This is a genomic window from Caballeronia sp. LjRoot31 (genome assembly GCF_964253885.1).
Taxonomy (GTDB): domain Bacteria; phylum Pseudomonadota; class Gammaproteobacteria; order Burkholderiales; family Burkholderiaceae; genus Caballeronia.
Window position 1 is genome coordinate 1,687,943 of sequence record NZ_CAXURX020000001.1, and the last position, 25,561, is coordinate 1,713,503.

Annotated in this window: 26 protein-coding genes, 2 tRNA genes and 2 pseudogenes; 13 read left to right on the top strand and 17 right to left on the bottom strand. The window is 59.8% G+C overall.

Going from position 1 to position 25,561, the window contains the following annotated elements:
* The first annotated feature begins 406 nt into the window (after positions 1 to 406).
* On the top strand, positions 407 to 2,893 hold the full coding sequence (locus tag ACSQ8V_RS07410; RefSeq protein WP_436205330.1) for a penicillin-binding protein 1A: 2,487 nt from the start codon (positions 407 to 409) through the stop codon (positions 2,891 to 2,893).
* 81 nt (positions 2,894 to 2,974) lie between these two features.
* Here ACSQ8V_RS07410 and ACSQ8V_RS07415 read toward each other — a convergent pair whose 3' ends face one another.
* A complete protein-coding gene (locus ACSQ8V_RS07415) occupies positions 2,975 to 3,346 on the bottom strand; it encodes a hypothetical protein (protein ID WP_436205331.1) in 372 nt (123 codons plus the stop codon).
* A 54-nt stretch (positions 3,347 to 3,400) separates the two neighbouring features.
* On the opposite strand from ACSQ8V_RS07415, the gene ACSQ8V_RS07420 reads away from it, so the two are divergent.
* Positions 3,401 to 4,249 (top strand): J domain-containing protein, encoded by an 849-nt coding sequence (locus ACSQ8V_RS07420; RefSeq protein ID WP_436205332.1) that lies wholly within the window; start codon positions 3,401 to 3,403, stop codon positions 4,247 to 4,249.
* Between the two features lie 79 nt (positions 4,250 to 4,328).
* On the opposite strand, the gene ACSQ8V_RS07425 is transcribed toward ACSQ8V_RS07420, so the two are convergent.
* The 6 genes and pseudogenes from ACSQ8V_RS07425 to ACSQ8V_RS07450 all read right to left on the bottom strand — a co-directional run.
* The gene (locus ACSQ8V_RS07425; RefSeq protein WP_436181335.1) at positions 4,329 to 4,775 is read right to left on the bottom strand and encodes a copper chaperone PCu(A)C; all 447 of its coding nucleotides are present in this window, start codon (positions 4,773 to 4,775) and stop codon (positions 4,329 to 4,331) included.
* A gap of 7 nt (positions 4,776 to 4,782) precedes the next feature.
* The gene (gene copC, locus ACSQ8V_RS07430) at positions 4,783 to 5,154 is read right to left on the bottom strand and encodes a copper homeostasis periplasmic binding protein CopC (RefSeq protein WP_436205333.1); all 372 of its coding nucleotides are present in this window, start codon (positions 5,152 to 5,154) and stop codon (positions 4,783 to 4,785) included.
* An 82-nt stretch (positions 5,155 to 5,236) separates the two neighbouring features.
* Positions 5,237 to 5,623: a DUF2946 domain-containing protein gene (locus tag ACSQ8V_RS07435; RefSeq protein WP_213764056.1), complete on the bottom strand. Its 387-nt coding sequence runs from the start codon at positions 5,621 to 5,623 to the stop codon at positions 5,237 to 5,239.
* Between the two features lie 212 nt (positions 5,624 to 5,835).
* Positions 5,836 to 5,912, bottom strand: a tRNA-Met gene (locus ACSQ8V_RS07440).
* A gap of 284 nt (positions 5,913 to 6,196) precedes the next feature.
* Positions 6,197 to 10,489: a beta strand repeat-containing protein gene (locus ACSQ8V_RS07445; RefSeq protein WP_436206611.1), complete on the bottom strand. Its 4,293-nt coding sequence runs from the start codon at positions 10,487 to 10,489 to the stop codon at positions 6,197 to 6,199.
* A gap of 249 nt (positions 10,490 to 10,738) precedes the next feature.
* Positions 10,739 to 10,867: pseudogene (locus tag ACSQ8V_RS07450) on the bottom strand (ESPR domain-containing protein); the annotation flags it as partial.
* Positions 10,868 to 11,315: 448 nt separating this feature from the next.
* Here ACSQ8V_RS07450 and ACSQ8V_RS07455 point away from each other — a divergent pair.
* Both ACSQ8V_RS07455 and ACSQ8V_RS07460 read left to right on the top strand, forming a co-directional pair.
* On the top strand, positions 11,316 to 11,819 hold the full coding sequence (locus ACSQ8V_RS07455; RefSeq protein ID WP_436205334.1) for a heme-degrading domain-containing protein: 504 nt from the start codon (positions 11,316 to 11,318) through the stop codon (positions 11,817 to 11,819).
* A 3-nt stretch (positions 11,820 to 11,822) separates the two neighbouring features.
* On the top strand, positions 11,823 to 12,161 hold the full coding sequence (locus ACSQ8V_RS07460) for an SMR family transporter (RefSeq protein ID WP_213764053.1): 339 nt from the start codon (positions 11,823 to 11,825) through the stop codon (positions 12,159 to 12,161).
* 24 nt (positions 12,162 to 12,185) lie between these two features.
* On the opposite strand, the gene ACSQ8V_RS07465 is transcribed toward ACSQ8V_RS07460, so the two are convergent.
* A complete protein-coding gene (locus tag ACSQ8V_RS07465; RefSeq protein WP_255631323.1) occupies positions 12,186 to 12,503 on the bottom strand; it encodes a hypothetical protein in 318 nt (105 codons plus the stop codon).
* 424 nt (positions 12,504 to 12,927) lie between these two features.
* Between ACSQ8V_RS07465 and ACSQ8V_RS07470 the strand changes: the two genes are divergently transcribed.
* The 5 genes from ACSQ8V_RS07470 to ACSQ8V_RS07490 all read left to right on the top strand — a co-directional run bounded on the left by ACSQ8V_RS07470 (position 12,928) and on the right by ACSQ8V_RS07490 (position 15,826).
* Entirely contained in the window at positions 12,928 to 13,200 is a 273-nt protein-coding gene (locus ACSQ8V_RS07470) for a hypothetical protein (protein WP_436181339.1), read from the top strand.
* Positions 13,200 to 13,571, top strand: a complete 372-nt coding sequence (locus ACSQ8V_RS07475; protein WP_436181340.1) for a hypothetical protein — start codon at positions 13,200 to 13,202, stop codon at positions 13,569 to 13,571. Before ACSQ8V_RS07470 ends, ACSQ8V_RS07475 begins: the two co-directional genes overlap by 1 nt.
* A gap of 65 nt (positions 13,572 to 13,636) precedes the next feature.
* Positions 13,637 to 13,918 carry a DUF1488 domain-containing protein gene (locus tag ACSQ8V_RS07480; RefSeq protein ID WP_436205335.1) on the top strand — a complete coding sequence of 94 codons (282 nt, stop codon included), beginning with the start codon at positions 13,637 to 13,639 and terminating at the stop codon, positions 13,916 to 13,918.
* Positions 13,919 to 14,002: 84 nt separating this feature from the next.
* Complete coding sequence (locus ACSQ8V_RS07485) at positions 14,003 to 14,620, top strand: TetR/AcrR family transcriptional regulator (RefSeq protein WP_436205336.1); 618 nt, start codon at positions 14,003 to 14,005, stop codon at positions 14,618 to 14,620.
* Positions 14,621 to 14,683: 63 nt separating this feature from the next.
* A complete protein-coding gene (locus tag ACSQ8V_RS07490) occupies positions 14,684 to 15,826 on the top strand; it encodes an enoyl-CoA hydratase/isomerase family protein (RefSeq protein WP_436205337.1) in 1,143 nt (380 codons plus the stop codon).
* Here the strand turns inward: ACSQ8V_RS07490 and ACSQ8V_RS07495 are convergent.
* The 4 genes from ACSQ8V_RS07495 to ACSQ8V_RS07510 all read right to left on the bottom strand — a co-directional run bounded on the left by ACSQ8V_RS07495 (position 15,823) and on the right by ACSQ8V_RS07510 (position 17,634).
* Complete coding sequence (locus tag ACSQ8V_RS07495) at positions 15,823 to 16,248, bottom strand: hypothetical protein (RefSeq protein WP_213764047.1); 426 nt, start codon at positions 16,246 to 16,248, stop codon at positions 15,823 to 15,825. The genes ACSQ8V_RS07490 and ACSQ8V_RS07495 overlap by 4 nt on opposite strands.
* A gap of 410 nt (positions 16,249 to 16,658) precedes the next feature.
* Entirely contained in the window at positions 16,659 to 16,940 is a 282-nt protein-coding gene (locus ACSQ8V_RS07500; protein WP_436205338.1) for a hypothetical protein, read from the bottom strand.
* Between the two features lie 126 nt (positions 16,941 to 17,066).
* Positions 17,067 to 17,396 carry a helix-turn-helix domain-containing protein gene (locus ACSQ8V_RS07505; RefSeq protein ID WP_213764045.1) on the bottom strand — a complete coding sequence of 110 codons (330 nt, stop codon included), beginning with the start codon at positions 17,394 to 17,396 and terminating at the stop codon, positions 17,067 to 17,069.
* Positions 17,380 to 17,634 (bottom strand): type II toxin-antitoxin system RelE family toxin, encoded by a 255-nt coding sequence (locus ACSQ8V_RS07510; RefSeq protein WP_436205339.1) that lies wholly within the window; start codon positions 17,632 to 17,634, stop codon positions 17,380 to 17,382. Before ACSQ8V_RS07510 ends, ACSQ8V_RS07505 begins: the two co-directional genes overlap by 17 nt.
* A gap of 321 nt (positions 17,635 to 17,955) precedes the next feature.
* Between ACSQ8V_RS07510 and ACSQ8V_RS07515 the strand changes: the two genes are divergently transcribed.
* Positions 17,956 to 18,186, top strand: coding sequence for a hypothetical protein (locus tag ACSQ8V_RS07515; RefSeq protein ID WP_213764043.1), 231 nt, complete (start codon positions 17,956 to 17,958; stop codon positions 18,184 to 18,186).
* The gene (locus tag ACSQ8V_RS07520; protein ID WP_436205340.1) at positions 18,186 to 18,389 is read left to right on the top strand and encodes a hypothetical protein; all 204 of its coding nucleotides are present in this window, start codon (positions 18,186 to 18,188) and stop codon (positions 18,387 to 18,389) included. Before ACSQ8V_RS07515 ends, ACSQ8V_RS07520 begins: the two co-directional genes overlap by 1 nt.
* 3 nt (positions 18,390 to 18,392) lie before the next feature.
* Here ACSQ8V_RS07520 and ACSQ8V_RS07525 read toward each other — a convergent pair.
* The 5 genes and pseudogenes from ACSQ8V_RS07525 to ACSQ8V_RS07545 form a co-directional block, all read right to left on the bottom strand.
* Positions 18,393 to 18,491 (bottom strand): annotated as a pseudogene (locus ACSQ8V_RS07525) (SEC-C metal-binding domain-containing protein); the annotation flags it as partial.
* Positions 18,492 to 18,620: 129 nt separating this feature from the next.
* Complete coding sequence (locus ACSQ8V_RS07530) at positions 18,621 to 18,857, bottom strand: hypothetical protein (RefSeq protein WP_436205341.1); 237 nt, start codon at positions 18,855 to 18,857, stop codon at positions 18,621 to 18,623.
* Positions 18,858 to 19,151: 294 nt separating this feature from the next.
* Positions 19,152 to 19,227 (bottom strand) — tRNA-His (locus ACSQ8V_RS07535).
* A gap of 99 nt (positions 19,228 to 19,326) precedes the next feature.
* Positions 19,327 to 20,328 (bottom strand): tRNA dihydrouridine(20/20a) synthase DusA, encoded by a 1,002-nt coding sequence (dusA, locus tag ACSQ8V_RS07540; protein ID WP_436205342.1) that lies wholly within the window; start codon positions 20,326 to 20,328, stop codon positions 19,327 to 19,329.
* 143 nt (positions 20,329 to 20,471) lie between these two features.
* The gene (locus ACSQ8V_RS07545; RefSeq protein WP_436205343.1) at positions 20,472 to 21,911 is read right to left on the bottom strand and encodes a DHA2 family efflux MFS transporter permease subunit; all 1,440 of its coding nucleotides are present in this window, start codon (positions 21,909 to 21,911) and stop codon (positions 20,472 to 20,474) included.
* Positions 21,912 to 22,127: 216 nt separating this feature from the next.
* On the opposite strand from ACSQ8V_RS07545, the gene ACSQ8V_RS07550 reads away from it, so the two are divergent.
* Both ACSQ8V_RS07550 and tkt read left to right on the top strand, forming a co-directional pair.
* A complete protein-coding gene (locus ACSQ8V_RS07550) occupies positions 22,128 to 23,180 on the top strand; it encodes an NADP(H)-dependent aldo-keto reductase (RefSeq protein ID WP_436206612.1) in 1,053 nt (350 codons plus the stop codon).
* Between the two features lie 283 nt (positions 23,181 to 23,463).
* Positions 23,464 to 25,560, top strand: a complete 2,097-nt coding sequence (gene tkt, locus ACSQ8V_RS07555; protein ID WP_436205344.1) for a transketolase — start codon at positions 23,464 to 23,466, stop codon at positions 25,558 to 25,560.
* The last annotated feature ends 1 nt before the right edge of the window (position 25,561 follow it).

Below are 25,561 nucleotides of genomic sequence, written 5' to 3' on the forward strand. Positions count from 1 at the left end.
AGGACGCCTCACCTTGACGGACCTTGCCTGTCACAGCAGCCCATTACACGGGATTTACTTACAAAAAAATCCTGTCACTGCCGGTGCTCGGCGCTCGAATTCTTTAAAATGCGCTGTTATTCTGCGCGGGGCCGCCAGTGTTGCAGTTTTTCTTACAATGCGATAACGGCCCATTCGCAGGAACGCGCAGCCAGTCCGGGGGCAACGGCACGCGACGCAGCAGTCTGGAACCATTTCCATGGAAGTGCTTATATGAGCGCTTCCACGGCTCGATCAGACTGCCGCGCTACACATCGGCTACACGGCGGAGCTGGCCACGGCTTTCGCTCACCCCAACATTTATCGTTACGCGGTTTCATGGCGTTGCGCACCGGGCGCCTTAGCGGCGCACCGTTCAATCCAAGTCATGCCAATCATCAAACGACCGAATTCCTCGAACGCTCCACGCGATGACCGGGATCAAGATGGTCCCAATCGTTACCGTCAACCTACCGCCAAGTCTTCAGCCGGACCCTCGATCGCATTGCGCATCGTGTTGTGGTTCATCGGGTTGTTCGCCGTCGCGGCCATCATCGGCGCGCTGATCATCGGTTATGCGCTGGTGGTGATGGGGCCGAACCTGCCGTCGCTCGATGCGCTGACCGACTATCAACCTAAAGTGCCGTTGCGGATCTATACCGCGGATCACGTGCTGATCGGCGAATTCGGCGAGGAGCGGCGCCGGATCGCGCGCTTCGACGAGATCCCCGACCAGATGAAGAAGGCCGTCCTCGCGATCGAGGATTACCGCTTCTACGAGCACGGCGGCGTCGATTTCATCGGCATTGCGCGGGCGGGCTTGAGCGACATCATGCACGGCGGCGCGTCGCAAGGCGCGAGCACGATCACCATGCAGGTCGCGCGTAACTTCTTCCTCTCAAGCGAGAAGACCTACACGCGCAAGATCTACGAAATGCTGCTTGCCTACAAGATCGAACGCGCGCTGACCAAGGATCAGATTCTCGAGTTGTACATGAACCAGATTTATCTGGGCGAGCGGGCGTATGGGTTTGCATCGGCGGCGCGGGTGTATTTCGGCAAGGACCTCAAGGACCTGACCCTCGCCGAATGCGCGATGCTCGCAGGCTTGCCGAAGGCGCCATCGGCGTATAACCCGGTTGTCAATCCGAAGCGGGCGAAGGTGCGTCAGCAATATATCCTGAAGCGCATGCTCGATTTGAACTTCATCACGCAAGCGCAATTCGACCAGGCCAGCGCCGAAGAAATACATGCGCGTGTGTCGGGCACGGAATACAGCGTGCACGCGGAATATGTGGCGGAAATGGTGCGGCAGATGATGTACGCGCAATACCGCGACGACACATACACGCGGGGCTTTTCGGTGACCACGACCATCGATTCTGCCGATCAGGAAGCTGCGTATAACGCCGTGCGCAAGGGCGTGATGGATTACGAGCGGCGCCACGGGTATCGCGGGCCGGAAGGGTTCGTCAATCTGCCGCCGAACCAGGATGACCGCGACGAAGCGATTGACGATGCGCTTGCCGATCACCCCGACAACGGCGATCTGATCGCGGGCGTGGTGACGTCGGTGAATGCGAAGCAGGTGGTCGTGACGTTCGTCAACGCCGATCCGGCGACTGTGACCGGCGACGGCTTGCGTTTCGTCGCAGCCGGTTTGCGCAGCAATGCATCGGCGGCGGTGCGGATCAAGCCGGGTTCCATCGTGCGCGTGGTGCAGGACGCGAAGGGCAACTGGAGCATCACGCAGTTGCCGCAAGTCGAGGGCGCGCTGGTTTCGCTCGTGCCGCAGGACGGAGCGATTCGCGCGCTGGTCGGCGGCTTCGATTACAACAAGAACAAGTTCAATCATGTCACGCAAGCGTGGCGCCAGCCGGGGTCGAGCTTCAAGCCATTCATTTATTCCGCGTCACTGGAAAAGGGTCTTGGACCGGCAACCATCATCAACGACGCACCGCTGTATTTCCCGCCGACTACGCCGGGTGGCGACGCATGGGAGCCGAAGGACGACGACCAGCCTGATGGTCCCATGTCCATGCGCACGGCCTTGCAGAAGTCGAAGAACCTCGTGTCGATCCGGATCCTTTCGTACATCGGCACGAAGTACGCGCAGGATTACGTCACACAGAAGTTCGGTTTCGATGCCGACAAGACCCCGCCGTACTTGCCGCTCGCGCTAGGCGCCGGTCTCGTCACGCCGCTGCAACTGGCGGGTGGATATTCCGTGTTCGCCAACGGTGGTTCGCGGATCAATCCGTACCTGATCGGTGAAGTAGCCGATGCCCACGGCACGGTGATCTCGCGTGCCAATCCGCTGATTGCCGGCAGCAATGCGCCGCAAACGCTCGAACCGCGCAACGCGTACATCATGAACAGCCTGCTGCATTCGGTCGCGACGGGTGGGACGGGCGCGGGTACCAACGTGCTCAAGCGTAACGATCTGCAGGGCAAGACCGGTACGACCAACGACGCGAAGGACGGCTGGTTCGCGGGTTACCAGCATCAACTCGTGGCGATTGCGTGGATGGGCTACGACCAGCCGAAGTCGCTCGGCGGCCGTGAGTTTGGCGCGCAACTTGCGTTGCCGATCTGGGTGGAGTTCATGCAACGGGCGCTTGCCAATGTTCCGCAACAATCCATGGCGATGCCCGATGGTTTGACGAGTATCGACGGTGAATTGTTCTATGCCGACAAGACGCCGGGCAATGGTTTTGTCGCGAGCATCGGTGTGGATTCAGCGAATCCGATTGAAGGTGCCAGCGATGCGGTCGGCGGTGTCGGTCCTGGCGGAATGACGCCTCCGAGCGTGCCGCCGCCCAGCGTGAACCCGGCCGAGCGTCAGGAGATCATGAATCTCTTCAAGGGACACTGAGCGGGTTGGATATACATAGAGCCGCTACGGACGTGACGCAGCCCGTAGCGGTTTTTATAGGCCGCCATGCTAACGCCGGACTTATGTGACTAGCGTCGCCGCGTTCGAACATCGAGCCTGCGGTGCTTCTGCACGCTCGCGCGCGACCAAAAAGCCGGGGCGGTCGCAACGAGCCTTGGTTAAAATACGAAACGCGCGTTTTTCTATCAATCGGAGGATATGCACGCCATGACGAAGACGAGCGTCAAATCCGTTGGCATTGCCGCGGATCACGACAAACCTAACCTGTCCAAGGGACAGAAGGCGTTCAATACGCTGATCAAACAGATTGAAAAACGGCGTGCCCGGCTGAGTGCGTGGGAAGCGGCCGTGCCCGCTTTCCATCAGAAATATGTCAATGAATTTACGCCGCTCGAGCAGACCCTCGGTGATTTGCAGGTCAAGATGGTGCATCGTCTCGATCAGGCGTGCGACCAGAAGGGACTGACCAAAACGGAACGCCGTCTGGTGTCGGACCTGATCGTTGACCTGGCGGGTAGTCTTGCTGCGCAACGCGACGATGCGCAATTAAAGGCGCTATACAACAAGCACAGCCAGTCCGATTACGACCTCGAGGCCGCCGCCGAACTGGACGACATGAAACTGGTGATGGAAAGAATGCTCGGTGTCGAGCTGGGCGACGATGTGGACATGAGCTCGCCTGAAGACTTGTTGCGTCGTGTGCAACAAGAGATGGAGCAGCGCGAGGCGCAGGAGTCCGCTGAAAACGAGGCTCAGGAAGAGCGTCGCGCCAAGCGGAAAAAGACGGCCAAGCAGATTGCCGCGGAGGCGCGCGAGGAAGCCGAGCAGGCACAGATCAGCCTGTCTATTCGAGAGTTGTACCGCAAACTGGCTAGTGCCTTGCATCCCGATCGTGAGTCCGATTCGCAGGAGCGCGAACGGAAAACGGCGCTGATGCAACGCGTGAATAAAGCCTACAGCAACAACAATCTGCTGCAGTTGCTGGAACTTCAGTTGGAACTTGAACACATCGATCAGCACGCGATCAACAACATCAGTGAAGACCGGTTAAAGCACTACAACAAGATTTTGAAGGAACAGATCGACGAACTGGATCAGGAGATCGCTCACGTCGAAGGTAATTTCAAACATAGCTATGGAATCGAGCCATTTGCTATGGTCTCTCCGGGCGTGATCGTGCGCGATCTGGTGAGTGACATGGCCGCGCTTCGGGAAAGCGTGCATGCGCTGGAGCGGGATCTGCTCGCGTTTGAAGACATCAAGCAGCTCAAGCTTTGGCTAAAGCAAGTGCGGCGTGAGGCGGTAATGGATCCTTTCGACGATATGCCGTATTGATCGTTTTTGCGAAGGCAAAGCAAAAAAAGGCGCGCCGCAATCCGATTGCGGCGCGCCTTTTTTTGTTACTGCCGCGAAGTTATTTGCCTAACGTAGACGCTGGTTTCACCGCGCATGTCGTCTCGATGCTCGACTGATCCGCGAACGTCAGTTTCAACGGGATCGTGGAACCGACTTTCACAGGCTTGGGTGCATCCTCGAGCATCAGGTGGTAACCGCTCGGGGCGAACGCGAGCGTACCGTGCGCGGGCACCTCGGCGGATTCGACCATCGACATGGTCGATGTGCTGCCGTTGCTCGTCGATTTATGCAGCATCGCCATGCCGAACGCGGGCGTTTCGGCGCCGGTGAGCGTGGCGGGTTTATCGCCGTTATTCGATACCACGAAGTAGCCCGACGACGGCAGGTTTGCCGGCATGGAGCGGATCCAGCAATCGTGCGCTTCGAGCATTGCGGCTTGTACGCCGGACGCCGCCAGGGCGCATACGGACAGCAAACCTGCGTGAATCAGTGTGTTGGTTTTCATAGTGAGCTCACTTTACGTTGAACAGGTAATGGCCTTGCGTGCGATGGCCGTCGTCGGCCACGGCTGTCCATTCCACTTGATAAGCACCCGTCTTGAGATCGCCGAGCGCGACGCTCATATGTTTCTTGTTGTTCACATCGACAGCCGATTTCGCGTTGTTGACCTGCTTGCCGGCTGCATCGACCACGCTCAGGGTGCTGAATGCCGGTTCAAGACCTTCCGTGAAATCGATGGCTACTTGATGCGGTGCATCGACGGTTGCATCGGGTGCGGGCGTTTGCTGCGTCGGATGCGCATGCGCAAAAGCGAGTTGTGCGGTGGCGAGAAGCAGGGCGGTAAGCCCGCCATGCTTGATCATGCTTGCGGGGGACGTGTTCATGCTGATCCTGTTTGATCCTGTCGATCCGGGTGACGCGAATGCTGAGTACCGGCTGTGCAGCCGGCGGCGGTGCGAAGAAGAATCAGACGAAGACTGGCGGAGCACGAGGCTGTGCAGCGAAGACAGGTGCATAAGGAGGGAAGACCTGGGCACGGGTGTTATAGGGTAGAGGCCCCGATGTCGCGCGTGCTTGATATGCGCCTGCGCAAGGTGGCGCCGCGGGTGAATGCGCCGCGAGATTGCAGTAACCGCACGCGTCCCAATGACCTGCGGCGGAGTGCTGCGAAGGGATGGGATGATTCGTGCCGGCCTGTGCGGCTTGGGAACCCGCCGAGCAGAACGCGCTCAGGATTGTCTCGGGCTGCGCGCCGGAGGCAAGCGCTTGCGACACCGCTGGAGCGAGCGCAGTCATCAGGATTGCAAGCAATCCGATGAGGCTGCCGAACTTGCGGACGAGGCGACGGCGCATGGGGCTGACGTTGACTACCAGAGCGGTTGAGCCGTCGATTATGCCACGCGTGGAAGGGGTAATTTGTGCGCTTGCGTTGCAACTGCTGCGACGTATTGCGCGTATTGCTGCACTGGGCACAACCCCTTGGTCACGGGGCAAGCATGCTGAAAACAACATGCGTGTCTGAAATGAAAAAAGCCCGGAGAACCGGGCTTTTGACTTTTAATCCTTGGTTGCGGGGGTAGGATTTGAACCTACGACCTTCGGGTTATGAGCCCGACGAGCTGCCAGACTGCTCCACCCCGCGAAAAAGATTATAAGACAACGTTGATTGCAGTGCAACATGTTTGTCATGTTGCTTCGCTTTGGTTACTGATCGTGCACAGCGTTGGCTGATGAGGGAGGTCGACGCTCGTCGCGTTCAAGTGCTCAAGACACTGTGAGTAAGTGTGGGGCACAAGCGCACGACATTGCCTCACACACTGTTGAGCGTATATAAAAACTCGGCGGCAAATCTCATTAGAGAGATGTGCCGCCGAGCGTTTTAACTACACGTGTTTTAACTACGCGTCCAAGCTGCTGAGACGTTGCTTAGAATCCAAACGCGAAGCCTGCGCCTCCCGTGGATTCTTCGCCGGTCGTCGAGCCGCCGACCGTGATGACCATGTTGGTGCCAAAGCGCTTCTGGAAACCGACCGCGATTGCCGCCTTGTTACGATACACACCCGTACCGGCCGCGAAGCGATTGTCCTTGTCGGCGACCGCTGCCGCGCTGCCTGCCATCATCGCCATCGCGCTGCTCATCGCACCGACGCTGTTGATGTGGTTGTTCGCCAGCGACAGGCCGCTGTTCATGTCGGAGCGAAGCGCGTCCGTATAACCGTTGGCCGACTTCACACCCGTGTTCACCGACTGCTGCATCTGGTTCACGTTGACGGCATCGGTGCCGTCCGTGCCCGCTGCGACGTTCGTGATCTGACGCTGACCGCCGGCCGTTGTCGTACCCACTGACACCGCGTTGGCACGATCCGCCACCGAGCCCGCGCCCAACGCGACCGCGTTGTTCGCCGTAGCCGATGCATTCGCGCCCACCGCAACTGCGTTGTTTGCCGTGGCCGATGCGTTCGAACCGACCGCGACCGAGTTGGCGCCGCTAGCCACTGATGTAGCGCCAGACGCAACGGCGTTCACACCGGATGCCATCGCATTTGCGCCCGATGCCACCGAGTGGGTGCCGGAGGCTGTCGCGATTTCCGTGTCGCGGTCGCCGTCGGCGGAGAAGAGCGGGTTATATGCGCCGTTCGCAATGTTGGTGACCTGACCGATCAGGTCGTTCACCTGACCCAGGTTGACCGCATCCATGCTGCCTGTGCCTGCAGCAACGTTGTGCAGCGCGGTGCCGGCATTGCCGTTACCGAGCGTCGCGTTGGAGTAGTCCGGCGTTCCGTCGGCGTTGTTGTCGTACTTGATCGCGCTTGCGCCAAGCGACGTGACGCTGCCCGATACCGCGTTGAGTTGCCCGACGTTGACCGCATCCGTGGATGCCGTACCAGCCGCCACGTTGGTGACCTGACGTTCGCTGCCCGCTGCGCCGACCGATACCGTATTGTCCCGATCCGCCACCGAGTTCGAACCGAGTGCTACCGAGTTCTTACCCGACGACAGCGCCGCACCGCCGATCGCCACCGAATCCGTACCCGTTGCCGATGAATCGCCAAGCGTGGAGTTGGTGTGGAAGTACTTGATGCCGCCGCCGTTGTTGACGTTGTTCGTAAAGTCCTGAAGTGCGGCCACATTCTGGTTGGTCGCGTACAACTGCGAACCGTTCACGGCGTCCGTGCTGTCATCGGCCAATTTACCGTTGGCAAGATTCGTGAGCAACGTGGGTTTCGTTGCTGCGGTGCCGCCGAGCGTGATCTGCTCGTAGTTCGGCGTGCCATCGGTGTTGGTGTCGTACTTGACTGCGAAGCTGTCGAGATTCGTGACGTTCTGCGATACGGCAGTCAATTGGCCGACATTGACTGCGTCGGTAGATGCCGTACCAGCCGCCACGTTGGTGATCTGACGTTCCTTGCCTGCCGCGCCGACGGACACCGAGTTATCGCGATCCGCGACCGAGTTCGAACCGAGCGCCACCGCGTTCTTAGCCGATGCATTCGCCGCGCCGCCAATGGCGACCGAATCCGCGCCCGTCGCGACTGAATCGGCGAGCGTCGAGTTCGTATGGAAGTACTTGACGCCGCCACCGTTGTTGATATTGCTTTCGAACGTCTCGAGCGAGCCCACGCGCTGGTTGGTCGAGTACAGTTGCGAGCCGTTGATCGCGTCCGTGCTGGTCGAGCTCAGGTCGCCGATTGTCAGGTTGGTGAGTTTGGTCGGCTTCGCGGCGCCGGCACCGCCGAGCGTGACCTTCTGGTAGTTCGGCGTGCCATCGGTGTTCGTGTCGTACTTGATTGCGAAGCTGTCGAGATTCGTGACGTCCTGCGATACGGCAGTCAATTGGCCTACGTTGACCGCGTCGGTGGAAGCCGTGCCCGCTGCCACGTTGGTGATCTGACGTTCCTTGCCTGCCGCGCCGACGGACACCGAGTTATCGCGATCGGCGACCGAGTTCGAACCGAGCGCCACTGCGTTCTTGGCCGATGCATTCGCCGCGCCGCCAATGGCGACCGAATCCGCGCCCGTCGCGACTGAATCGGCGAGCGTCGAGTTCGTGTGGAAGTACTTGACGCCGCCACCGTTGTTGATATTGGTGGCGAACGTTTGAAGAGTCGACACGTTCTGGTTCGTTGAATTCAGTTGGGAACCGTTGACCGCGTCCGTGCTGGTCGCGGACAAGGCCCCTGCGTTCACGTTCGAAATCGTGACGAGGTTCGTGGTGCCCGCGCCGCCCAATGTGATGTGCGCTTTGTTGCTTGTATCGTAGGCGACCTTGTTGCTCAGTTCGGTATCGATCTGGGTGATAGCGTCGCCTACCGTATTGAAAGTCGTGCTGGCAACGCTGTAGGACGGAGCTGTTACGGTGCCGTCGCTCTTGAGTGTGGCGCCGCCGCCGAGCAGGCTCGTGACGCTTTGAAGCTGGCTGACGTTGACGGCGTCGTTGGCTTGTGCGCCTGCTGCGACGTTGACGATTTTGCGCTGGAAGCTGGAAGAACCGACCGATACCGTGTTGTCAGCGTCTGCCACCGAGCGTGAGCCCAGCGCGACCGAATTTGCGCCCGTTGCCGTCGCCCGGTAACCCAAAGCGGAAGCCTGTTTCCCGTCCGCGATGCTCGCGAAACCCACTGCCGTGGCGGAACCATATGAGCCGGTACCCGTCGCTTGCGCGAGCGTGCCAATAGCAACGTCGCCATTCATGCTGGCGGAAGCGGAGGTGCCGAGCGCGACTGCTTGCACCGTACCGGCTGATGCATTAGCGCCGATAGCAATGGCCGACGCGGCGGGATCGCTGCTACCTGTCGACGTCGCGTTTGCGCCGATTGAAATATCGCCGTTGGCGTTTGCGGCAGCCGCTCCGCCGATCGCGACGGATTCGGTTCCCGTCGCCGACGAATCGGCAAGCGTGGAGTTCACGTGGAAATACTTGCCTGAACTGCCCGAACTGGCGGCGAGTGCCGCTAGCGCGTCGCCCACGTTGTTGTAGTTCGTACCTTTGATCGAATAGGTCGGTGCAGTGATTGAACCGTCGGTTCCCAGTGCGGCCGCGCCGCCAAGGGCTGTCACAAGAGGGGTGAGCTGGCCGATGTTAACGGCGTCGTTGGTTTTCGTGCCGTTGCCGACAAACGTGATCTGCCGCAAGCCGGTGGACGTACCTACGGATACGGAGTTAGCACGATCCGTTGCGGAGTTCGAGCCCAGCGCCACCGAATTCGCAAACGAGGCCGTTGCCGTTGCGCCCAGAGCCACTGCGTTGGCTGCCGTCACGGATGACTTCGAGCCGATCGCTACTCCTGCAGCCGCGTCAGCCACGGTTCCAGACAGGTTGATGGCGTCGTTCGAATTCGACGTACCCGTTCCGCCGTAAGGGTTGAACGAGAATGAGTGGGCCGAATTGGTCACCGCACCCGTATCTGGCGCGAGCAAAACGCTTTGAGTCGACGCTTTATCCAGCGTGACGCCATTGCTGCCCAACACAACAGAAGCTGCGGCGTTATTGGTGATCTGCGAGCCCATGCTGACGGCATCGTTGTCTGTGCTCAGCACCGTATCGCCGATGGCAATTGAATCGTTCGCGCCGGTCGATGCTGCGTTGCTACCGATCGCGGTGGCGCCCGCACCTGTCGCGGTGGCTTTGCCGCCGATCGCGATGGATTCGGCGCCAGTCGCCGCGGAGTCCACAAGCGTGGAGTTCACGTGGAAATACTTGCCGGAGCTGCCCGAACTGGCGGCGAGTGCCGTCAGCGCGTCGCCCACGTTGTTGTAGTTCGTACCTTTGATCGAATAGGTCGGCGCAGTGATTGAACCGTCGGTTCCCAGTGCGGCCGCGCCGCCAAGCGCGCTCAGCACGGGCGTGAGCTGGCTGATATTGACGGCGTCGGTGGTTTGCGTGCCGGCTGCAACGTTGACGATCTGGCGCTTGGTCGAGGCATTGCCGACCGAGACGGTGCCAACGCGGTCGGCAACCGAAAGCGTACCCAGGGCGACCGAATCCGTGGCAGATGCCGTTGCGTTCGATCCTAGGGCAGTGGACTGCGCGCCCGATGAAAGGGCGAGGGCGCCGATTGCAACAGCAGCCTGTTGCGACGCAAGGGAGCTATCGCCTATGGAAACCGACGAATTGCCTGATGCACTCGCCATATATCCCAACGCGGCCGAGGCGATTCCGCTTGCCGCCGCGTCGCTGCCTATAGCCGTGGCCGAACGTGCAGTCGCGCTGGTGCGCACGCCAAATGCCGTCTGATCCCAATCTCCTGCTCCAAGACCGTTTATATCTGTACCAGTGCCGGCACCGCCTGCAGTAGAAGAGGATCCGATAGCGACCGAACTAACTCCGGTAGCATTCGCGCAAAACCCGGGGGCTGCCCCGTCGATTGCGATAGAGGAGCTGGGGGTAGCACCAGCGTTATCGGTGTTCGCACAACCACCGATCTGCGTCCCGTTACCGCTTGCCATAGCATCCAATGACGCTCCAGCACTGGCGACCAGCACCGCGGCAGCGACTATCTTCCTTGACGAAGATTTGCCGCGCGCCGGACTATTTTCCGAAACCGCGACCCATGCCCCAATTGATTCATTCCAGACCGACTTATAAACCTTATTCATTTTGCATTCCTGCGTAGAGTTGACTCGAATCCGTGACGCATACGTGCAGATTGAAAAGAGGTGATCTGCATGCCGGGTCAGCGCAGTGCCGAATCCAGAGGGACTCGTTGATGGCTGCGTGGACAAGGTTCGAACTTTACTTATCGAGATGGAATGCCCTAATGAGAATGCTCCTAATTAGCTTACTGATGTAATTTAAACAACATATTAGCGACCCGATTAAATTGAGATGGCGCGGGAATTAAGCCGAATTAAGACTTTATAAGTCGATGGACTAGTTGCGCGCGAATGGATGACGAAACATTTCAGTCGTCACAGAACAGTTAAGTGGCGCGCTTATGCAAGCCCTCTTCCCGAGGCATGTCACAATTTGTGAAATTCGTGTCGGGCATTGAACGACCCTATGATCGTGTCGCTCGACTTTTTACTCGCCAGGAAGCCATTGCTTATGAACATCATTCACGATCTCCAGACCATCGCGCATCAGGAGCACACGCTGGTCTTCCCGCACTTCGACCCGGACCGCGCGTGGCAGATCGGTTCGCAACTCCGCGAGATGGCGGTGGCGCGCGGCGCGCCCATAGCCATAGAAGTACGCACCTTCGGCCAGCCGCTGTTTTTTGTCTCTCTCGATGGCGCCACGCCCGATAACACACGCTGGGTGCAACGCAAGGCGCGCACGGTCGAGCACTTTCGCCGCAGTTCTTATGCGATCGGCTTGAGCCTCCAGCAGGCATCGGCAACACTCGCCGATAAATACAGTCTCCCCGCCGCCGAGTTCGCCTCGCACGGCGGCGCTTTTCCGTTGACGGTCAAAGGCGCGGGTGTGATTGGCGTGGTGACCGTGTCGGGCCTGCCGCAACGCCAGGATCACGAGTTCGTGGTGGAAGCGCTGTGCGCGGTGCTCGGGCATGACGCAGGCGCGCTCGCGTTTGCATCGGACAAGGCGTAACCCATGCGCTCTTCCGCTTATGCGTTGCTCGCGGTCGCTATTGTTGCTGAAGTCGTGGCGACATCGGCCTTGCGGGCATCGGAAGGATTCTCGCGTTTGGTGCCGGCGGTCATCGTGGTGATCGGCTACGGCATCTCGTTTTACCTGCTCTCGCTCACGCTGAAGTCGCTGCCGGTCGGCATTGTTTATGCCGTGTGGTCAGGCGCCGGCATCGTGCTGATCACGCTGGTCGCGGCGTTGTTATTCAAGCAGATCCCTGATCTGCCCGCTGTGCTCGGCATGGGCCTGATCGTGTCGGGCGTGATTGTACTGAACGTGTTTTCGAAGGTCAGCCCGCACTAGTCTTTGCAGGAGGGCAGGTGGGCATTAGTTGCACCGTATGACCATCGAGCGGTTCTTGACATTCGCCGATACCACGTTGGTGATGCTGCCGCCCGACGGTCCGCCTTCCTCGTTGTCCTTCGATACGATCGTGTAGCCGGTCGCGCCGCATTTATCGCCGGCCAGGACGTAACAACTCGCCCATGTCGTGCTCGCATCGGCGCCGCTGCAGTTGATGGCGTAACCGCTCTGGCCGTCGGGGAGATGGATCAGCGATGCGTCGGTCGACGATGCACATCCGCCCAGGCTTAAAACAGCCGAGGCCGCGATGGTTAGGCCGGTGGCCTGTAGAACCCGCGCCATGCGAAACGGGGAAGGGATCGGCAAGCGCCGTGCAAATTGCTTCATTGTGTTCCTCGGGTGGCAAACGCCGGATAACGCCGTAGAAGATAGAGCGGAACGCACGGACCGTGCTCTCCGACCCGCCTCTCCAACGTGTTTCCAAACGTGTTCGTGCCTGTATTTTCCCACACGCCGGTGAGCGCAGGAAAAAGCAGGCTTTTTGACCTAAATCAAATCACTTCGATAAATGCTCCCTCCAGCCAGGCCTCTGGCGCGCGCGTTGCATTACGCTTTTCAAGCTAACCACCGTCGGACGCACCGGGTTACCCGAAGTGCCGGAAGAAAATGCAACAGGTTGCAACCGCTGAGAACTAATTGCCGACATTCAAACCTTACAGAGGGCGCGGGCAACACGCGGAACTTATAAAACATTTGAGAGGAAAACATGGCAGAACGCGTTAGCGGCCCGTATCGCGGGTATTACATCAGTGCGGCGGCGCGCCTCACCCAAACGCGCGATCGGGCCGCCGGAGAACCGAATGCGCCCATCTACGTGGGCACGGTCAATGTGGCCGAGGGCGGTCCGGACAACGTCCGGCGCTTCGAGGCACTGGTCGAGGTCGGCGCAGAGCAGCGCTTTGCCAGCGAGGACGAAGCGCTCGTCAATGTGGAGCAGGCGGCGCGCGCCTATATCGACAGATTGCTGCAAAATACCTGATGCGCACGCTCAATATCCGTCACCCGGCGATGCGCTGCGTTGCCGAGGCGCTGCTCGATTTGTTCCCGAGCGGAGCGGATATCAGCGAGATCGGCACGGATCAGAAACCGTGCCTGTTCGTGAGCTGGCGTACGAGCGGCATGGCAAGTCATCCGGGCAATATTGCGTGGGGCGTGCATTACCGCTTCGAGACGGAAGCATTGAGTCTTTTCGATCTGGCCACCGAGCCGGTACAGCAGCAATTTTGCGAACGGGTGAGGGACATGAGCCGGCACCTGAAGTTCGATTACGCCGACCCGGGCGCGGTGTCGCTGCTGATTGTCGATGTACCCGCCGAGCTGGTCCGGCTCAGCATGGAAGAAGCCGGGTAGACCGGATCGAGGCGCCGCGGGTAGGATCGTGCGTTACCCCCATTTCCTTGCCAATCGAGGCCGCCATGAACATCCTTTTTCCCGCCGATGCGCCGGCGTATCGCGACGCGAATCTGACCGTGGTATTTGCCGCGCTGGTCGATGGCGAGCGCGTGCCGTGTGCGATCTCGGTCGAGGCGCTGGAGGATCATTTTGGCGTGGAGAGCTGCGACAGCACCGGCTGGATACGCGCATTCGATGCTGCGCGCCCGAGGATTGAAGCGGTTGCGAGGGAGCATCTGCACATCAATAATGGTGAGCCCGTGTTATTGAAGAGTGGCCATTTTCCGCCGGGAATGGGGAGCTAATAGCGGGCGTTTAACGAGGCGGTTACATTCAATGCTGTTCAGTTTTGCATTGACTTGGCCGGTGTCATCCGGAAAATGCGCGGGATGGCAGGCTCAAAACAACATCTTTCAAATCAGCCCTTACTGCGCATCCAAATCCTGGATGCGGCACGCGTGATCGTCGTGCGTGAAGGTTTTGACGCGTTGTCGATGCGCAAGATCGCAGGGGTTGTCGGATATTCGCCTGCCTCGCTGTATCTCCACTTTGCCAGCCGCGACGCTATTGCCCACGCGCTTTGCGCCGAGGGTCACGTGCAGTTGCTCGAGTCCATGCACGCGCATGATGTCGTGGCGGAGCCGGTTGAACGGCTGAAAGCCATGGCGCATGCGTACGTCACGTTCGGGCTGACGCATCCCGAGGTGTATCGGCTGATTTTCATGCAAAATCCCGCTTATACCGACGCCGCTTTTAACGATGTGGCATCGGCCGGCGAGACGGTGCTTTCCATGCTGACTCGGACGCTGGCGCTGGTTCATGACCCTGCGGTCCGGGCCGAGACGTTGTGGGCGGCGTTGCACGGTATTGTGTCGTTGAGCCTGACGGCACAGACAGTTTTCACCGCGCCGCCGGATACGCTTATCGATGAAACGTTGGACCTGTATTTGCCCACTGTCATCAAGAAGAAACCTGCTCGTCGACGGCCATCCGCAAGCGCCGGCTGACATGCTTTCCAGCTCCAATTTCAGCGCCATTTCCACTCACACGAATAGAAACCTGCATTGCATATGACTGAATCCATCGATGAAATTCGTATCGAACGCGCGCAGGGTATTGGCTTCATCGCGCTGAATCGTCCGAAGGCGTTGAACGCGCTGTCCACGCCCATGCTGCACGCCATTCATCGCGCGCTGAACGACTGGCGCGACGACCCTCTGGTGCACGCGGTGGTTATCTACAGCCCGCATCCGCGCGCGTTCTGCGCGGGCGGCGATATCCGGTTTTTATATCAGTCGGCGAAGGCGGGCGAACATGCGGTCATCGAAGAATTTTTCACCGATGAATACCGCCTGAATCACGCGATTTTCACCTATCCGAAGCCGTATATCGCGTTGTTGAACGGCGTGGTAATGGGCGGTGGAATGGGTATTTCGCAGGGTGCGCGGCATACGGGCGGCGTGCGGGTGGTCACCGGCTCGACGAAGATGGCGATGCCCGAGACGCGTATCGGCTTGTTTCCGGACGTGGGCGTGAGCTGGTTCCTCGCGCGCACGCCGGGTGCGATCGGGCGTTATCTCGCGGCGACGGGCGCGACAATCGATGCCGCCGATGCGCTCTACGCCGGCCTCGCCGACGCTTACATGGAAGACGATGCGCTGCCCGCGCTTATCGATACGCTGAAGGAGAAACCGTTCGCTAGCGGCGCGGAGGTGGTGCGGTTTATCGAAACGCAGGCAAGCCCGAATGCGGGGAAGGCGAGCGCGCTTGCGGCGGAGCGTGGTTTTATCGATAAGCATTTTGCTACGGGCAACGGCGCGGCCTGCCTGAAGTCGCTGGAAAGCTTAACGGGCGGTGAGGCGGGCAGTGAGGCGGGCGATGAGACGGCCGGTGAGGAAGGCGATTGGGCTGCGCGCACGGCGGCTGAGTTGCGTGAGCGTTCGCCGTTATCTGTCGATGTATCGCTGGAATTGATTGACCGGGCCAAAACGTCGAGCATGGCCGAGACGTTGAGGCGCGACCTCGGGCTCACGCGAGCGACGTTCGATCATGGCGATGTGATGGAAGGCATCCGGGCACGCATTGTCGACAAGGACAATCAGCCGGTGTGGAAAGTGGCGCGCATGGAAGACGTGACGCGCGATGCGGTCTTGCAGATGTACGACAGTCCGTGGGCTGAGCGCGACCATCCGCTGGCCGCGCTTGTCGATTAATCCGCGTCGCTGCCCGCCGTGAAGGCGCGCATGAAGACGAGCGCGCCCCAGCCCCACATGGCATTCGATGCAAAACCGAGTGCGAGGCGGGGCAGCATGTTGCCGCTCGGCCAGATGCCGCGCAGTGGATCGACCACGAACACGCTCGCGGCCGTCAGCACGACGCCGCCGAACACCAGCGCGCCGATCCACGGCGCTGTGCGGTCGGGTGCGACACGCAGCAGCCACGCCATCAGGATGCCGAAAACTGCGCTCCATAGCGCGTTGACGATGAATTCGGGAATCCCCAGCGGCAGGAATGGCGCGGTGGAATAACCGGCTGGATCGACCACGCCGGCTGCATGCAACAACGCGATAGTGGCTTCACGGAAAAACAGCGCGGCGAGAAAGCCCGCGACGAACGGCAAAATGACTTTTTGCATGGAAAACCACCGCTTGTGACGCGAGCCGCGGCTGCGTCGATATTTTGAAGTGGCGTCATTATAGGGTCGGACATGCCGCGTTATGGTGCAATCGGGCGGGGCTTTGCGGTCGATGCAACGGGGTACCGGCTAATGCGCTGATCGGGTTGCGGTTTCGGCGCGATGTTGCTTGGGTTTGGCTTTGCTGGAGTTGTTGAGTAGCTTGTGCGGGGTGTTATTGCCGCCTATGGCGTGGATGGGTTCCTTGCGTCAGATCTGCAGTGTGACGTGTCGTGAGCGCCTGGAAGGCGAGGGCGAATGGGCGGTGAATAGACATGCGAGCGGATTTCGCGGCTGATGCATGCCGTCGCGGCATGATTTGCCGCGACGGTTGCTATCCGGATTCCGCGAATATGCTGCGCCCGCCTATGCTATTTCGCGATCGCGTCGCTGGCTGGGTTGTTGCGCAGCATGCGATTGCTGTTGGGGGGCAGAGCGGGGCGCTTCGTTGGCATGTTGTCTGGATTAGCCGCACGCGGGATTGTCGCGTTCGGGGCGCTGGGCGTAACTGGCGGTTTAACCATTGAAGCAGAATCGGCCGGCGCCGCGGTCTGGGCCTCCGCGTTTGTTTCCAATCCGATGCCGAGCACGGCCGTCACCAAGACGAGGGCGACGATGGTGCCGGGGAGCGTTTTAATCGCACAGGATTTCATGGGTTTCTCCGCGGCGGCGACGTATTCATGGAAACGGGTAGCGCGGCGTTTGGTTTTGTGACACCGGAGCGTGCGGAAGATTCGTTTTTTGCGGGTCCTTCGCAAAAGAATGGTTGGGACCTCCGCTTAGAAATCCAACTGTTCGAGCGTGATTCCGAGGGAGGCCGCAATTTTTTCCTTCGTGGCCTTGCGCAAGCGCAATTGACCACTCTCCTGTTCTGAATACGCAGGCTGGCTAATACCGAGTCGGATTGCCATGTCTGCTTGTGTCAGGTTTAAATGTTCGCGCCACGCACGCACGGGCGATGCCCCATCAACAGTGCGGCTTACTACATCGTGGGGAATCAGGCCGGTCTCCTCACGGTGCTTCTGGACATACTCGGCGTATGGGATAACCACAAAAGCCGGTTTTCCGTCCGGCCCATTGATGACTTGGATGTTAGTACGTGCGTTCATCGCGCTTCCTTATGTCTTCTATATCGACGATCCTGATAGCGCCGTCCCAATTGAACAGGATTCGGTAGTTGCCCACCCGCAACCTGTAGCCGTGTTCGTGGTTCATGAGTGACTTTACGTTCTGGCAGTCAGGCATGGTTTCCAATGTATTTACCCCATCACGTATCGCCACCTGATGTTGCCGATCCAGTTTTCGAAGTCGCTTGGCGGCTTTCGGAGTCCAATTGATAGCGTTCAAAACAATTATTATAGGTTATTTATAGGTTTTATCAAGCTGACTATAGGCTTGGAAAAGGGTGGCCGTGCTCGCAGGTGCTGATAAGGCGAGCACGATGCGCTGGACTATTGAGGCTCCATAGGGTAGGTAATCGAGATCAGATGGTGCGGGCGCAGATACATCACGCCTGAAGACCGGATCATACGATTCTGCCGAAGCCGGCTGTCAAGGGGGCGTCTCGCTTTCTGTCGGGACAGTCGGCGCGCGAAGGTAATTCCGTCGCGGCTTATCTGGCACTGTGCGTACCGGCTGCATACCTGACAGTCAGTCTGGCCCATGGAGATGCGTGAGCTGAAGCGTCATTCGATCGCTGTTGAAGAGATCAAGATCCCGGTCGGTAAGCGCAAGGCCGGCCAGCCGCAGCGGTTCAAGTCCATTCTCAGGTGGCTGGAACTTGAAGCCATGATCGATGAAGCGCTGTCGCCGCAGCGCGACCGAGTGTCTATGTATTCGGCAACACCGCCGGTCAGGTTTACACACGCGGCGGGTGGAACACGAGTTGGACCCAGTTGATGGAGTTTTGCGAGAAGGTCGCGGCTGAGCGGAAGATCACTTTCGAACGGTTCACGCTGGCCGACATGAGGCCGACCGCGGTAACGGATCGCCAGGAAGAAGGTGATGAGCAGATCACCGACGCAACGGGACACGCGGACAAACGGATGGTCAACAAGGTTTATGACCGACGGCGCAAGCGGAAGGTGCGCACGACGCGATAGCCGTCAATTCAAGGCGCCGTGGCAGCGCTTGTATTTAATCCCACTGCCACAATGGCAAGGATCGTTCCGACCAATCTTATGCCTACCGGCCGCCTTGGGTTTTGGCGCGATCCGGCTTGGCGCTACCTTCGGCGTGCTATCGGTGACCTGCCTAGTCACCGCAGCTACCGGGCCGGGCACCGGCTCCGGAGCCGGCTGGAGCAGGTCCTTTAGCGTGTAGCCGGAACTCGCCTACATCAACTGCAGCGCCATCATCAACAGGCCGATGAACGTGAACCACTCGACCTTGTTCGAGGGCATCCACGCCAGCAACCCAGCGGACCCCGGTTCTCGCTTCTCCGCTTCCGCTCTGAACTGATCAGACGACCATCCCTCGGCTTTCGCGGTGATGGCCATCTCGCCCAACATAGCGAGACGATCACCGGGGAGTTCGCCAGCACGCGCGAACTTGATCAACCCGTCGATCACGCCCTAAATACCATCCGGCACCGTTCCCATTGCGCCGCATTCCGGGCAGGGGCCGGACTTGTTGCCTTCGAACATCACCCCTGATGTGCCGTTCCCCAAGCCATACCCGGAAGGAAAGATCGTGCCACATCGATCACAGATTGCCGGCAAACGAGCCATTAAACAGCCTTTCTAAAAGACGCAAAAAAGCCCACGCTAAGTGGGCTTTTTTAAATCACCTTCCAGAGATTGGAACTTCATCTTCCAAAACCTGTAACTGAGCAGCCGAAAAACCCGCTAAGTCATTGAATCTTTTGGGGTGGCTGATGGGGCTCGAACCCACGACAACAGGAATCACAATCCTGGACTCTACCAACTGAGCTACAGCCACCACTGCCTTACTTCTTATTGCTTCTCTAGCTCACCAGGAACCGGCTTGCCGAATCGAGAAACGAGATTATACGAACAAAGATTCGCTTTGCCTAGCCCCTTATTCGATGAATTCGACCGCTTCACGCAGATGAGTGCGTGCTTCATCGAAAACGGTCAGATCGCCGGTGGCGAGGCGGCGGCTGTCCGAGAGCACGCGACGCCAGCCACGCGCACCCGCCACGCCTCGATACAAACCCAGCGCATGCCGCGTAATGCCGCCGAGGAACGTCCCGCGCGCCATTTCCTGACGGGCGTACTCGATCAAGCTGGCCTCAGCCTCCTCGCGCGACAACACGGCCGTGTCCGCACCGTAAAACCGTGAATCAACGCCCGCGAGCACGTAGGGGTTGTGATAAGCCTCGCGGCCGAGCATCACGCCATCGACGTGTTTCAAATGCTCTTCCACTTCGTCGAGCGTCTTGATGCCACCGTTGATCGATATCTCCAGATGCGGGAAATCGCGCTTCAACTGATACGCATATTCGTACTTGAGCGGAGGAATCTCGCGATTTTCCTTCGGGCTCAAGCCTTTCAGGATCGCGTTGCGTGCGTGGACGATAAACACGTCACAGCCGGCATCGGCGACCGTGCCGACGAAGTCGCGCACGAACGCGTAGTCCTCGACCGCGTCCACACCGATCCGATGCTTGACCGTGACCGGAATCGATACCGCATCGCGCATGGCTTTCACGCAATCCGCGACCAGTTGCGGCTCGTTCATCAGGCACGCGCCAAACGCGCCGCGTTGCACGCGCTCGGACGGGCAGCCGCAATTCAGGTTTATTTCGTCATAACCCCATTGTTCGCCGAGCTTCGCACTGCGGGCAAGATCGGCCGGTTCGCTGCCGCCCAACTGCAACGCAACAGGCGCTTCGCCAGGCGTGAATGCGAGATGCCGCGCGACGTCGCCGTGCAGCAGCGCGCCGGTCGTGACCATCTCGGTATAGAGCCACGTGTGCTTCGTCAAGATCCGATGAAACGACCGACAATGACGATCGGTCCAATCCATCATCGGGGCAACGCTGACGCGGCGCGGGCTGGGTTTTAAAGCTGTCGACATGGGGAACTGCTAATTTGGGACCTGGGGCGCCTTTTCGGGCGCGGAATCCCCAATTTTACCGTAATGTCCAAAAAACCGATCGGCCGGCCGCGCGAAGGCAACAGCGCCAGCGGAACGTACCGCTGCGAAGTGCCGTCCTTTGTTTATTTCCTTCCATGCCCACTCACCTGCGCCCCCGCATCGCGATGCAGGCTGAACAGATCCGCCACCCCCAGCAATCCCACCGCCCCCACGATCAAGAACGCGATACTGAAATCGGCCGGCACGACGGTCTGCGCATCGTGACCATGCATCCATTCGGCCAGCCTCAAAGCGATCGCTCCCAGCGCGACGCCGATCCCCATCGTCAACTGGAACAGCGTGCTCGACAACGCCGACGCGCCGCTCATCTGCGCCTTCGGGACATCGGCGAAACTGAGCGTGTTTAGCGCCGTGAATTGCAGCGAGCGCGACAGCCCGCTCGCAAACAACACGGCGACGATGATCCAGGTCGGCGTCGTCGGCGATATCAAACTCATCACCGCCAGCGACGCAGCCGCCACGATCCCGTTCACGATCAGCACTGGACGAAAGCCGAAGCGCCGCATGACAGGCGTAGTGACGAGTTTCATCGATAAATTGCCGGCGAAGACCGACAACGTCAGCAGCCCGGATTCGAACGCGTTCAGCCCGAAGCCGACCTGGAACATCAGCGGCAGAAGGAACGGCACCGCGCTGATGGCGATGCGAAACAGCGAGCCGCCGCCCACCGCTATTCTGAAGGTCTTGATCCGCAGTGCGTTGAGATCGAGCACCGGCTCGGCTGCGCGCCGCACATGCCACCACGCGCCCACGCCCGCGAGCACGCCGACCGCGATCAACCCGCTGGCGAAGACCCAGGGCGTGTCGTTGCGGCCGATGAGTTCCATCGCGTAAAGCAGGGTCGTGCAGGCGAGGCCGCACAGCACGAAACCCAGAAAGTCGAAGCGGCGGCTGGCGTGCTCGCGGGTGTTATCGAGGTAACGGAGCGCCACCACCAGGCCGATCACCCCGAGCGGCAAATTCAGGTAAAAAATCCAGCGCCACGATGAATACGTGGTGATGAATCCGCCCAGCGGCGGCCCGATCACGGGCGCGACAAGACCCGGCCAGGTGATGATCGAAATGGCGCGCATCAAGCCTTCTTTGGGCGTCGCGCGCAATACGGCGAGCCGTCCGACGGGCACCATCATCGCGCCGCCGATACCCTGCAACACACGCGCCGCCGTGAACGTGGGCAGCGTCGACGTCATGCCGCACAGCACGGACGCAACCGTGAACAGGGCGATCGCGCTGGCGAACACGGTGCGCAGGCCGAAGCGATCCGCGGCCCAGCCGCTAATAGGGATGAATACGGCAAGCGTCAGCAGATACGACGTAATGCCGAGGCTCAGATCGACGGGGTGGAGAGAAAACGAGCGCGCCATTTGCGGCAGGGCCGTGGCGATGATCGTACCGTCGAGGTTCTCCATGAAGAAGGTCGCCGCGACCAGCATCACGATGACGGAGGAACCGCGTGGGTTCGCCGCGCCGGACGTGGTGCGGGTGAGGTCGGGGGCCTGCATTGAATGCTTCTCTCTTGAATGGATCTTGAATGAGCGCGGTGATAGTGAAAAGCGAATGAAAGCCAAATTACGCCGCATGCCGACAGCTTACCGGGATGGGCGAACGCCGTGGCGATGGGCATCGATGCAGCAAGGCCCGCGCTATGGTAGCTTCGGCGTTCGGCGAGAGCCTTTAAAAGCCTTTAAAACCTGAACACGAACATGGGGAAGCAAGCGATGGAGTATCGGAAACTCGGTGGAACGGATGTCAATGTCAGCCTGATCGGACTGGGCACGATGACCTGGGGCGAGCAGAATACGGAAGCCGATGCGCACGCGCAACTCAACGCCGCGCTCGATGCCGGCATCAACCTGATCGACGCCGCCGAGATGTACCCGGTGCCGCCGCGCCCCGAGACGCAAGGGCGTACGGAGGCGTACATCGGCACGTGGCTGGCCGCGAATCCGGGCGCACGCGCCAAGGTCGTGCTTGCCACCAAGATCGCGGGACCCGCGCGCCAGCCGCATAACCCGCGGCACATTCGCGGCGCGGGCAACCAGTTCGACCGGAAGAACCTGACAGAAGCTATCGATACCAGCCTCGCACGGCTGCAGACGGATTACGTCGATTTGTACCAGTTGCACTGGCCCGACCGCAGCACGATGACGTTCGGACGCGCGAACTATCCGTGGATCAAGGACGAATACACGGTACCTATTGAAGAGACGCTGACGGTGCTCGGCGATCTAGTGAAAGCAGGCAAGATCCGCTACGTCGGGGTATCGAACGAGACGCCCTGGGGTGTCGCCCAGTTCCTCCAGGCCGCCGATAAACTCGGCCTGCCGCGGATCGTAAGCATTCAGAATCCGTACAGCCTGGTGAACCGCACATTCGAAGCCGGGCTCTCCGAGTTCGCGCATAAGGAAGACGTCGGCCTGCTGGCGTATTCGCCGTTGGCGTTCGGCTGGCTATCCGGCAAGTACGAGGCGGGTGCGCGTCCGGCAGGCGCCCGCATCACGCTGTTCGAGCGATTTGCACGCTACAGCAAGCCGCACACAATCAAGGCCGTCAGCGGCTATGTGGAGCTGGCGTGGCGTCACGGCCTGAGCCCGGCGCAACTCGCGCTCGCGTTCGTGAACAGCAGGCCGTTCACGACCAGCACGCTGATCGGTGCAACGTCGCTCGCGCAATTGCATGAAAACATCGGCAGCCTGGACGTGAAATTGTCCGATGAGATCCTGGCCGAAATCGATGTGCTTCACGAAGCCCAGCCAAATCCCGCGCCCTGATCGTTTCGCTGAAAAGTGTCATACGGTATCGTTACGCTGACTGAAAACGGCCACGATTTTTTACCCATTGCATTCGTTTTTTGCATGGTTTCAAGCGTAAAGTTGTTGTCTCGGTCGATGTCGTAATCGTCTGTCATAAGCCGCGCCGCGCTTGATTGGCGCGCGCTTCGCTGCTCTTTGGTGACGCGCCAGTTGTCATGGCACTACACTTGCTCGAAGGTCCCGGTTGCCGCTGTGGTGCCTCTCGTGCCTCAGCGCGCCCTACGCAAAGGAGTCGTCGCTCATGCCGCAAACCCCCTCGAAGTCCTCTTCCGATCTCGACACCCTCGCCATCAACACCATCCGCACGTTGTCCATGGACGCCGTGCAAAAAGCCAATTCCGGTCACCCGGGTACGCCGATGGCGCTCGCACCGGTTGGTTTTCATCTGTGGCAAAACCACCTTCGCTATGACCCGGCCGAGCCGCTGTGGCCGAATCGCGACCGCTTCGTACTATCGGTCGGCCATGCGTCGATGCTGCTGTATTCGCTATTGCACCTGACCGGTGTGAAAGCCGTCGATCACGCCGGTAAGCCAACGGGTGGTCCGGCGGTGTCGCTGGATGACATCAAGCATTTTCGGCAGCTCGACAGCAAGACGCCGGGTCACCCCGAATATCGCATGACAACGGGCGTTGAAACCACGACGGGTCCGCTCGGGCAGGGGCTTGGAAATAGCGTCGGCATGGCGATGGCCGGGCGCTGGTACGAGTCGCATTTCAACAAGCCGGATGCGCAGATTTTTGACTATCACGTGTATGCGCTGTGCGGCGACGGCGACATGATGGAAGGCATCTCGCATGAAGCCGCGTCCATGGCGGGGCATCTGAAGTTGTCGAATCTGACCTGGATCTACGACAGCAACCGCGTGACCATTGAAGGCCACACGGATCTCGCGTACAGCGACGACGTGGAAACGCGCTTCAAGGGCTACCACTGGAACACGCTGCATGTTGACGACGCCAACGACGGCGCCGCGCTCGAAGCTGCACTGAACCAGGCGAAGGCCAATACCGACGGACCTACGCTGATCGTGGTGAAGAGCATTATCGGCTGGGGTGCGCCGCATAAGCAGGACACCTCCGCAGCGCATGGCGAGCCTCTGGGCGTAGACGAAATCAAGCTCGCGAAGAAGTTTTACGGCTGGCCGGAAGACGCGAGTTTCCTCGTGCCGGACGGCGTGTATGAGCACTTCAACGAGGGTATCGGCGCGCGCGGCAAGGCGGCACGCGTTGCGTGGCAAAAGAGTTTCGATGACTACGCGAAGAAGTATCCGGACCTGGCAAAAGAGTTTGCGCAGATCGAAGCGCATGAGTTGCCGGAGGGCTGGGACGCGGCCATTCCCACGTTCGACGCCGATGCGAAGGGCATGGCGTCGCGGGAATCGTCGGGCAAGGTGTTGAACGCCATTGCACAGCATTTCCCCTGGATGATCGGCGGTTCGGCGGATCTGTCGCCATCGACGAAAACCGATATGAAGTTCGAAGGCGCGGGCAGTTTCGAGTTCGACAACTACGCCGGCCGCAACCTCCACTTCGGCATTCGCGAGCACGTGATGGGCGCCATTTGCAACGGCCTCGCGTTGTCGAACTTGCGGCCCTACGGCTCCACGTTCCTGATTTTCAGCGACTACATGAAGCCGCCAATCCGGCTTTCGGCCATCATGGAAGTGCCGGTGATCTACGTCTTTACGCACGATTCAATTGGCGTGGGCGAAGACGGTCCTACGCATCAGCCGATCGAACAACTGGCGTCGCTGCGTGGCGTGCCGGGTTTAAGCACCTATCGTCCGGGCGATGCAAACGAAGTTTCCGAATCGTGGCGTGCCGCGCTGGCCGAGCCGCAACGTCCGGCGTGCATCGTGGTGTCGCGCCAGCCAATGCCGACTTTCGACCGGACGAAATATGCATCGGCGAAGGGCGTTCACAAGGGCGCGTATGTCCTCGCCGACGCTGAAGGCGGCAAGAAGCCGGAAGTCATCCTGATGGGCACAGGCACCGAAGTGTCGGTATGCGTCGATACCTACGAGAAGCTCAAAAGCGAAGGGATCGCGGCGCGGGTCGTCTCCATGCCGTCATGGGATCTGTTCGAGCGGCAGGACAACGCCTACAAGGATTCCGTGTTCCCGCCGGACGTCGACGCGCGTGTATGCGTGGAGCAGGCAGGCACGCTCGGCTGGGATCGCTATGTCGGCCGTCTTGGTTCGCAGATCGTGATGCATACGTTCGGGGCGTCGGCTCCGCTTTCCGACCTGAAGAAGAAATTCGGCTTCACGCCCGAACACGTCTACGACGAAGCTAAAAAGCAGATCGAACGCGTCAAAACCAGCCATAAGGAGTAAG

Excerpts from the sequence above, each read along its gene's own strand:
- ACSQ8V_RS07410 (WP_436205330.1), top strand. The coding sequence starts at position 407 with ATGCCAATCATCAAACGACCGAATTCCTCGAACGCTCCACGCGATGAC.
- ACSQ8V_RS07415 (WP_436205331.1), bottom strand. The coding sequence starts at position 3,346 with ATGCACCATCTTGACCTGCAAATCACCGAGGGTCTGCTCGAGCGGCGT.
- ACSQ8V_RS07425 (WP_436181335.1), bottom strand. The coding sequence starts at position 4,775 with ATGAAAACCAACACACTGATTCACGCAGGTTTGCTGTCCGTATGCGCC.
- copC (WP_436205333.1), bottom strand. The coding sequence starts at position 5,154 with ATGAACACGTCCCCCGCAAGCATGATCAAGCATGGCGGGCTTACCGCC.
- ACSQ8V_RS07435 (WP_213764056.1), bottom strand. The coding sequence starts at position 5,623 with ATGCGCCGTCGCCTCGTCCGCAAGTTCGGCAGCCTCATCGGATTGCTT.
- ACSQ8V_RS07455 (WP_436205334.1), top strand. The coding sequence starts at position 11,316 with ATGAACATCATTCACGATCTCCAGACCATCGCGCATCAGGAGCACACG.
- ACSQ8V_RS07460 (WP_213764053.1), top strand. The coding sequence starts at position 11,823 with ATGCGCTCTTCCGCTTATGCGTTGCTCGCGGTCGCTATTGTTGCTGAA.
- ACSQ8V_RS07465 (WP_255631323.1), bottom strand. The coding sequence starts at position 12,503 with ATGGCGCGGGTTCTACAGGCCACCGGCCTAACCATCGCGGCCTCGGCT.
- ACSQ8V_RS07470 (WP_436181339.1), top strand. The coding sequence starts at position 12,928 with ATGGCAGAACGCGTTAGCGGCCCGTATCGCGGGTATTACATCAGTGCG.
- ACSQ8V_RS07475 (WP_436181340.1), top strand. The coding sequence starts at position 13,200 with ATGCGCACGCTCAATATCCGTCACCCGGCGATGCGCTGCGTTGCCGAG.
- ACSQ8V_RS07480 (WP_436205335.1), top strand. The coding sequence starts at position 13,637 with ATGAACATCCTTTTTCCCGCCGATGCGCCGGCGTATCGCGACGCGAAT.
- ACSQ8V_RS07485 (WP_436205336.1), top strand. The coding sequence starts at position 14,003 with ATGGCAGGCTCAAAACAACATCTTTCAAATCAGCCCTTACTGCGCATC.
- ACSQ8V_RS07490 (WP_436205337.1), top strand. The coding sequence starts at position 14,684 with ATGACTGAATCCATCGATGAAATTCGTATCGAACGCGCGCAGGGTATT.
- ACSQ8V_RS07495 (WP_213764047.1), bottom strand. The coding sequence starts at position 16,248 with ATGCAAAAAGTCATTTTGCCGTTCGTCGCGGGCTTTCTCGCCGCGCTG.
- ACSQ8V_RS07500 (WP_436205338.1), bottom strand. The coding sequence starts at position 16,940 with ATGAAATCCTGTGCGATTAAAACGCTCCCCGGCACCATCGTCGCCCTC.
- ACSQ8V_RS07505 (WP_213764045.1), bottom strand. The coding sequence starts at position 17,396 with ATGAACGCACGTACTAACATCCAAGTCATCAATGGGCCGGACGGAAAA.
- ACSQ8V_RS07515 (WP_213764043.1), top strand. The coding sequence starts at position 17,956 with ATGCGTGAGCTGAAGCGTCATTCGATCGCTGTTGAAGAGATCAAGATC.
- ACSQ8V_RS07520 (WP_436205340.1), top strand. The coding sequence starts at position 18,186 with ATGGAGTTTTGCGAGAAGGTCGCGGCTGAGCGGAAGATCACTTTCGAA.
- dusA (WP_436205342.1), bottom strand. The coding sequence starts at position 20,328 with ATGTCGACAGCTTTAAAACCCAGCCCGCGCCGCGTCAGCGTTGCCCCG.
- ACSQ8V_RS07545 (WP_436205343.1), bottom strand. The coding sequence starts at position 21,911 with ATGCAGGCCCCCGACCTCACCCGCACCACGTCCGGCGCGGCGAACCCA.
- ACSQ8V_RS07550 (WP_436206612.1), top strand. The coding sequence starts at position 22,128 with ATGGAGTATCGGAAACTCGGTGGAACGGATGTCAATGTCAGCCTGATC.
- tkt (WP_436205344.1), top strand. The coding sequence starts at position 23,464 with ATGCCGCAAACCCCCTCGAAGTCCTCTTCCGATCTCGACACCCTCGCC.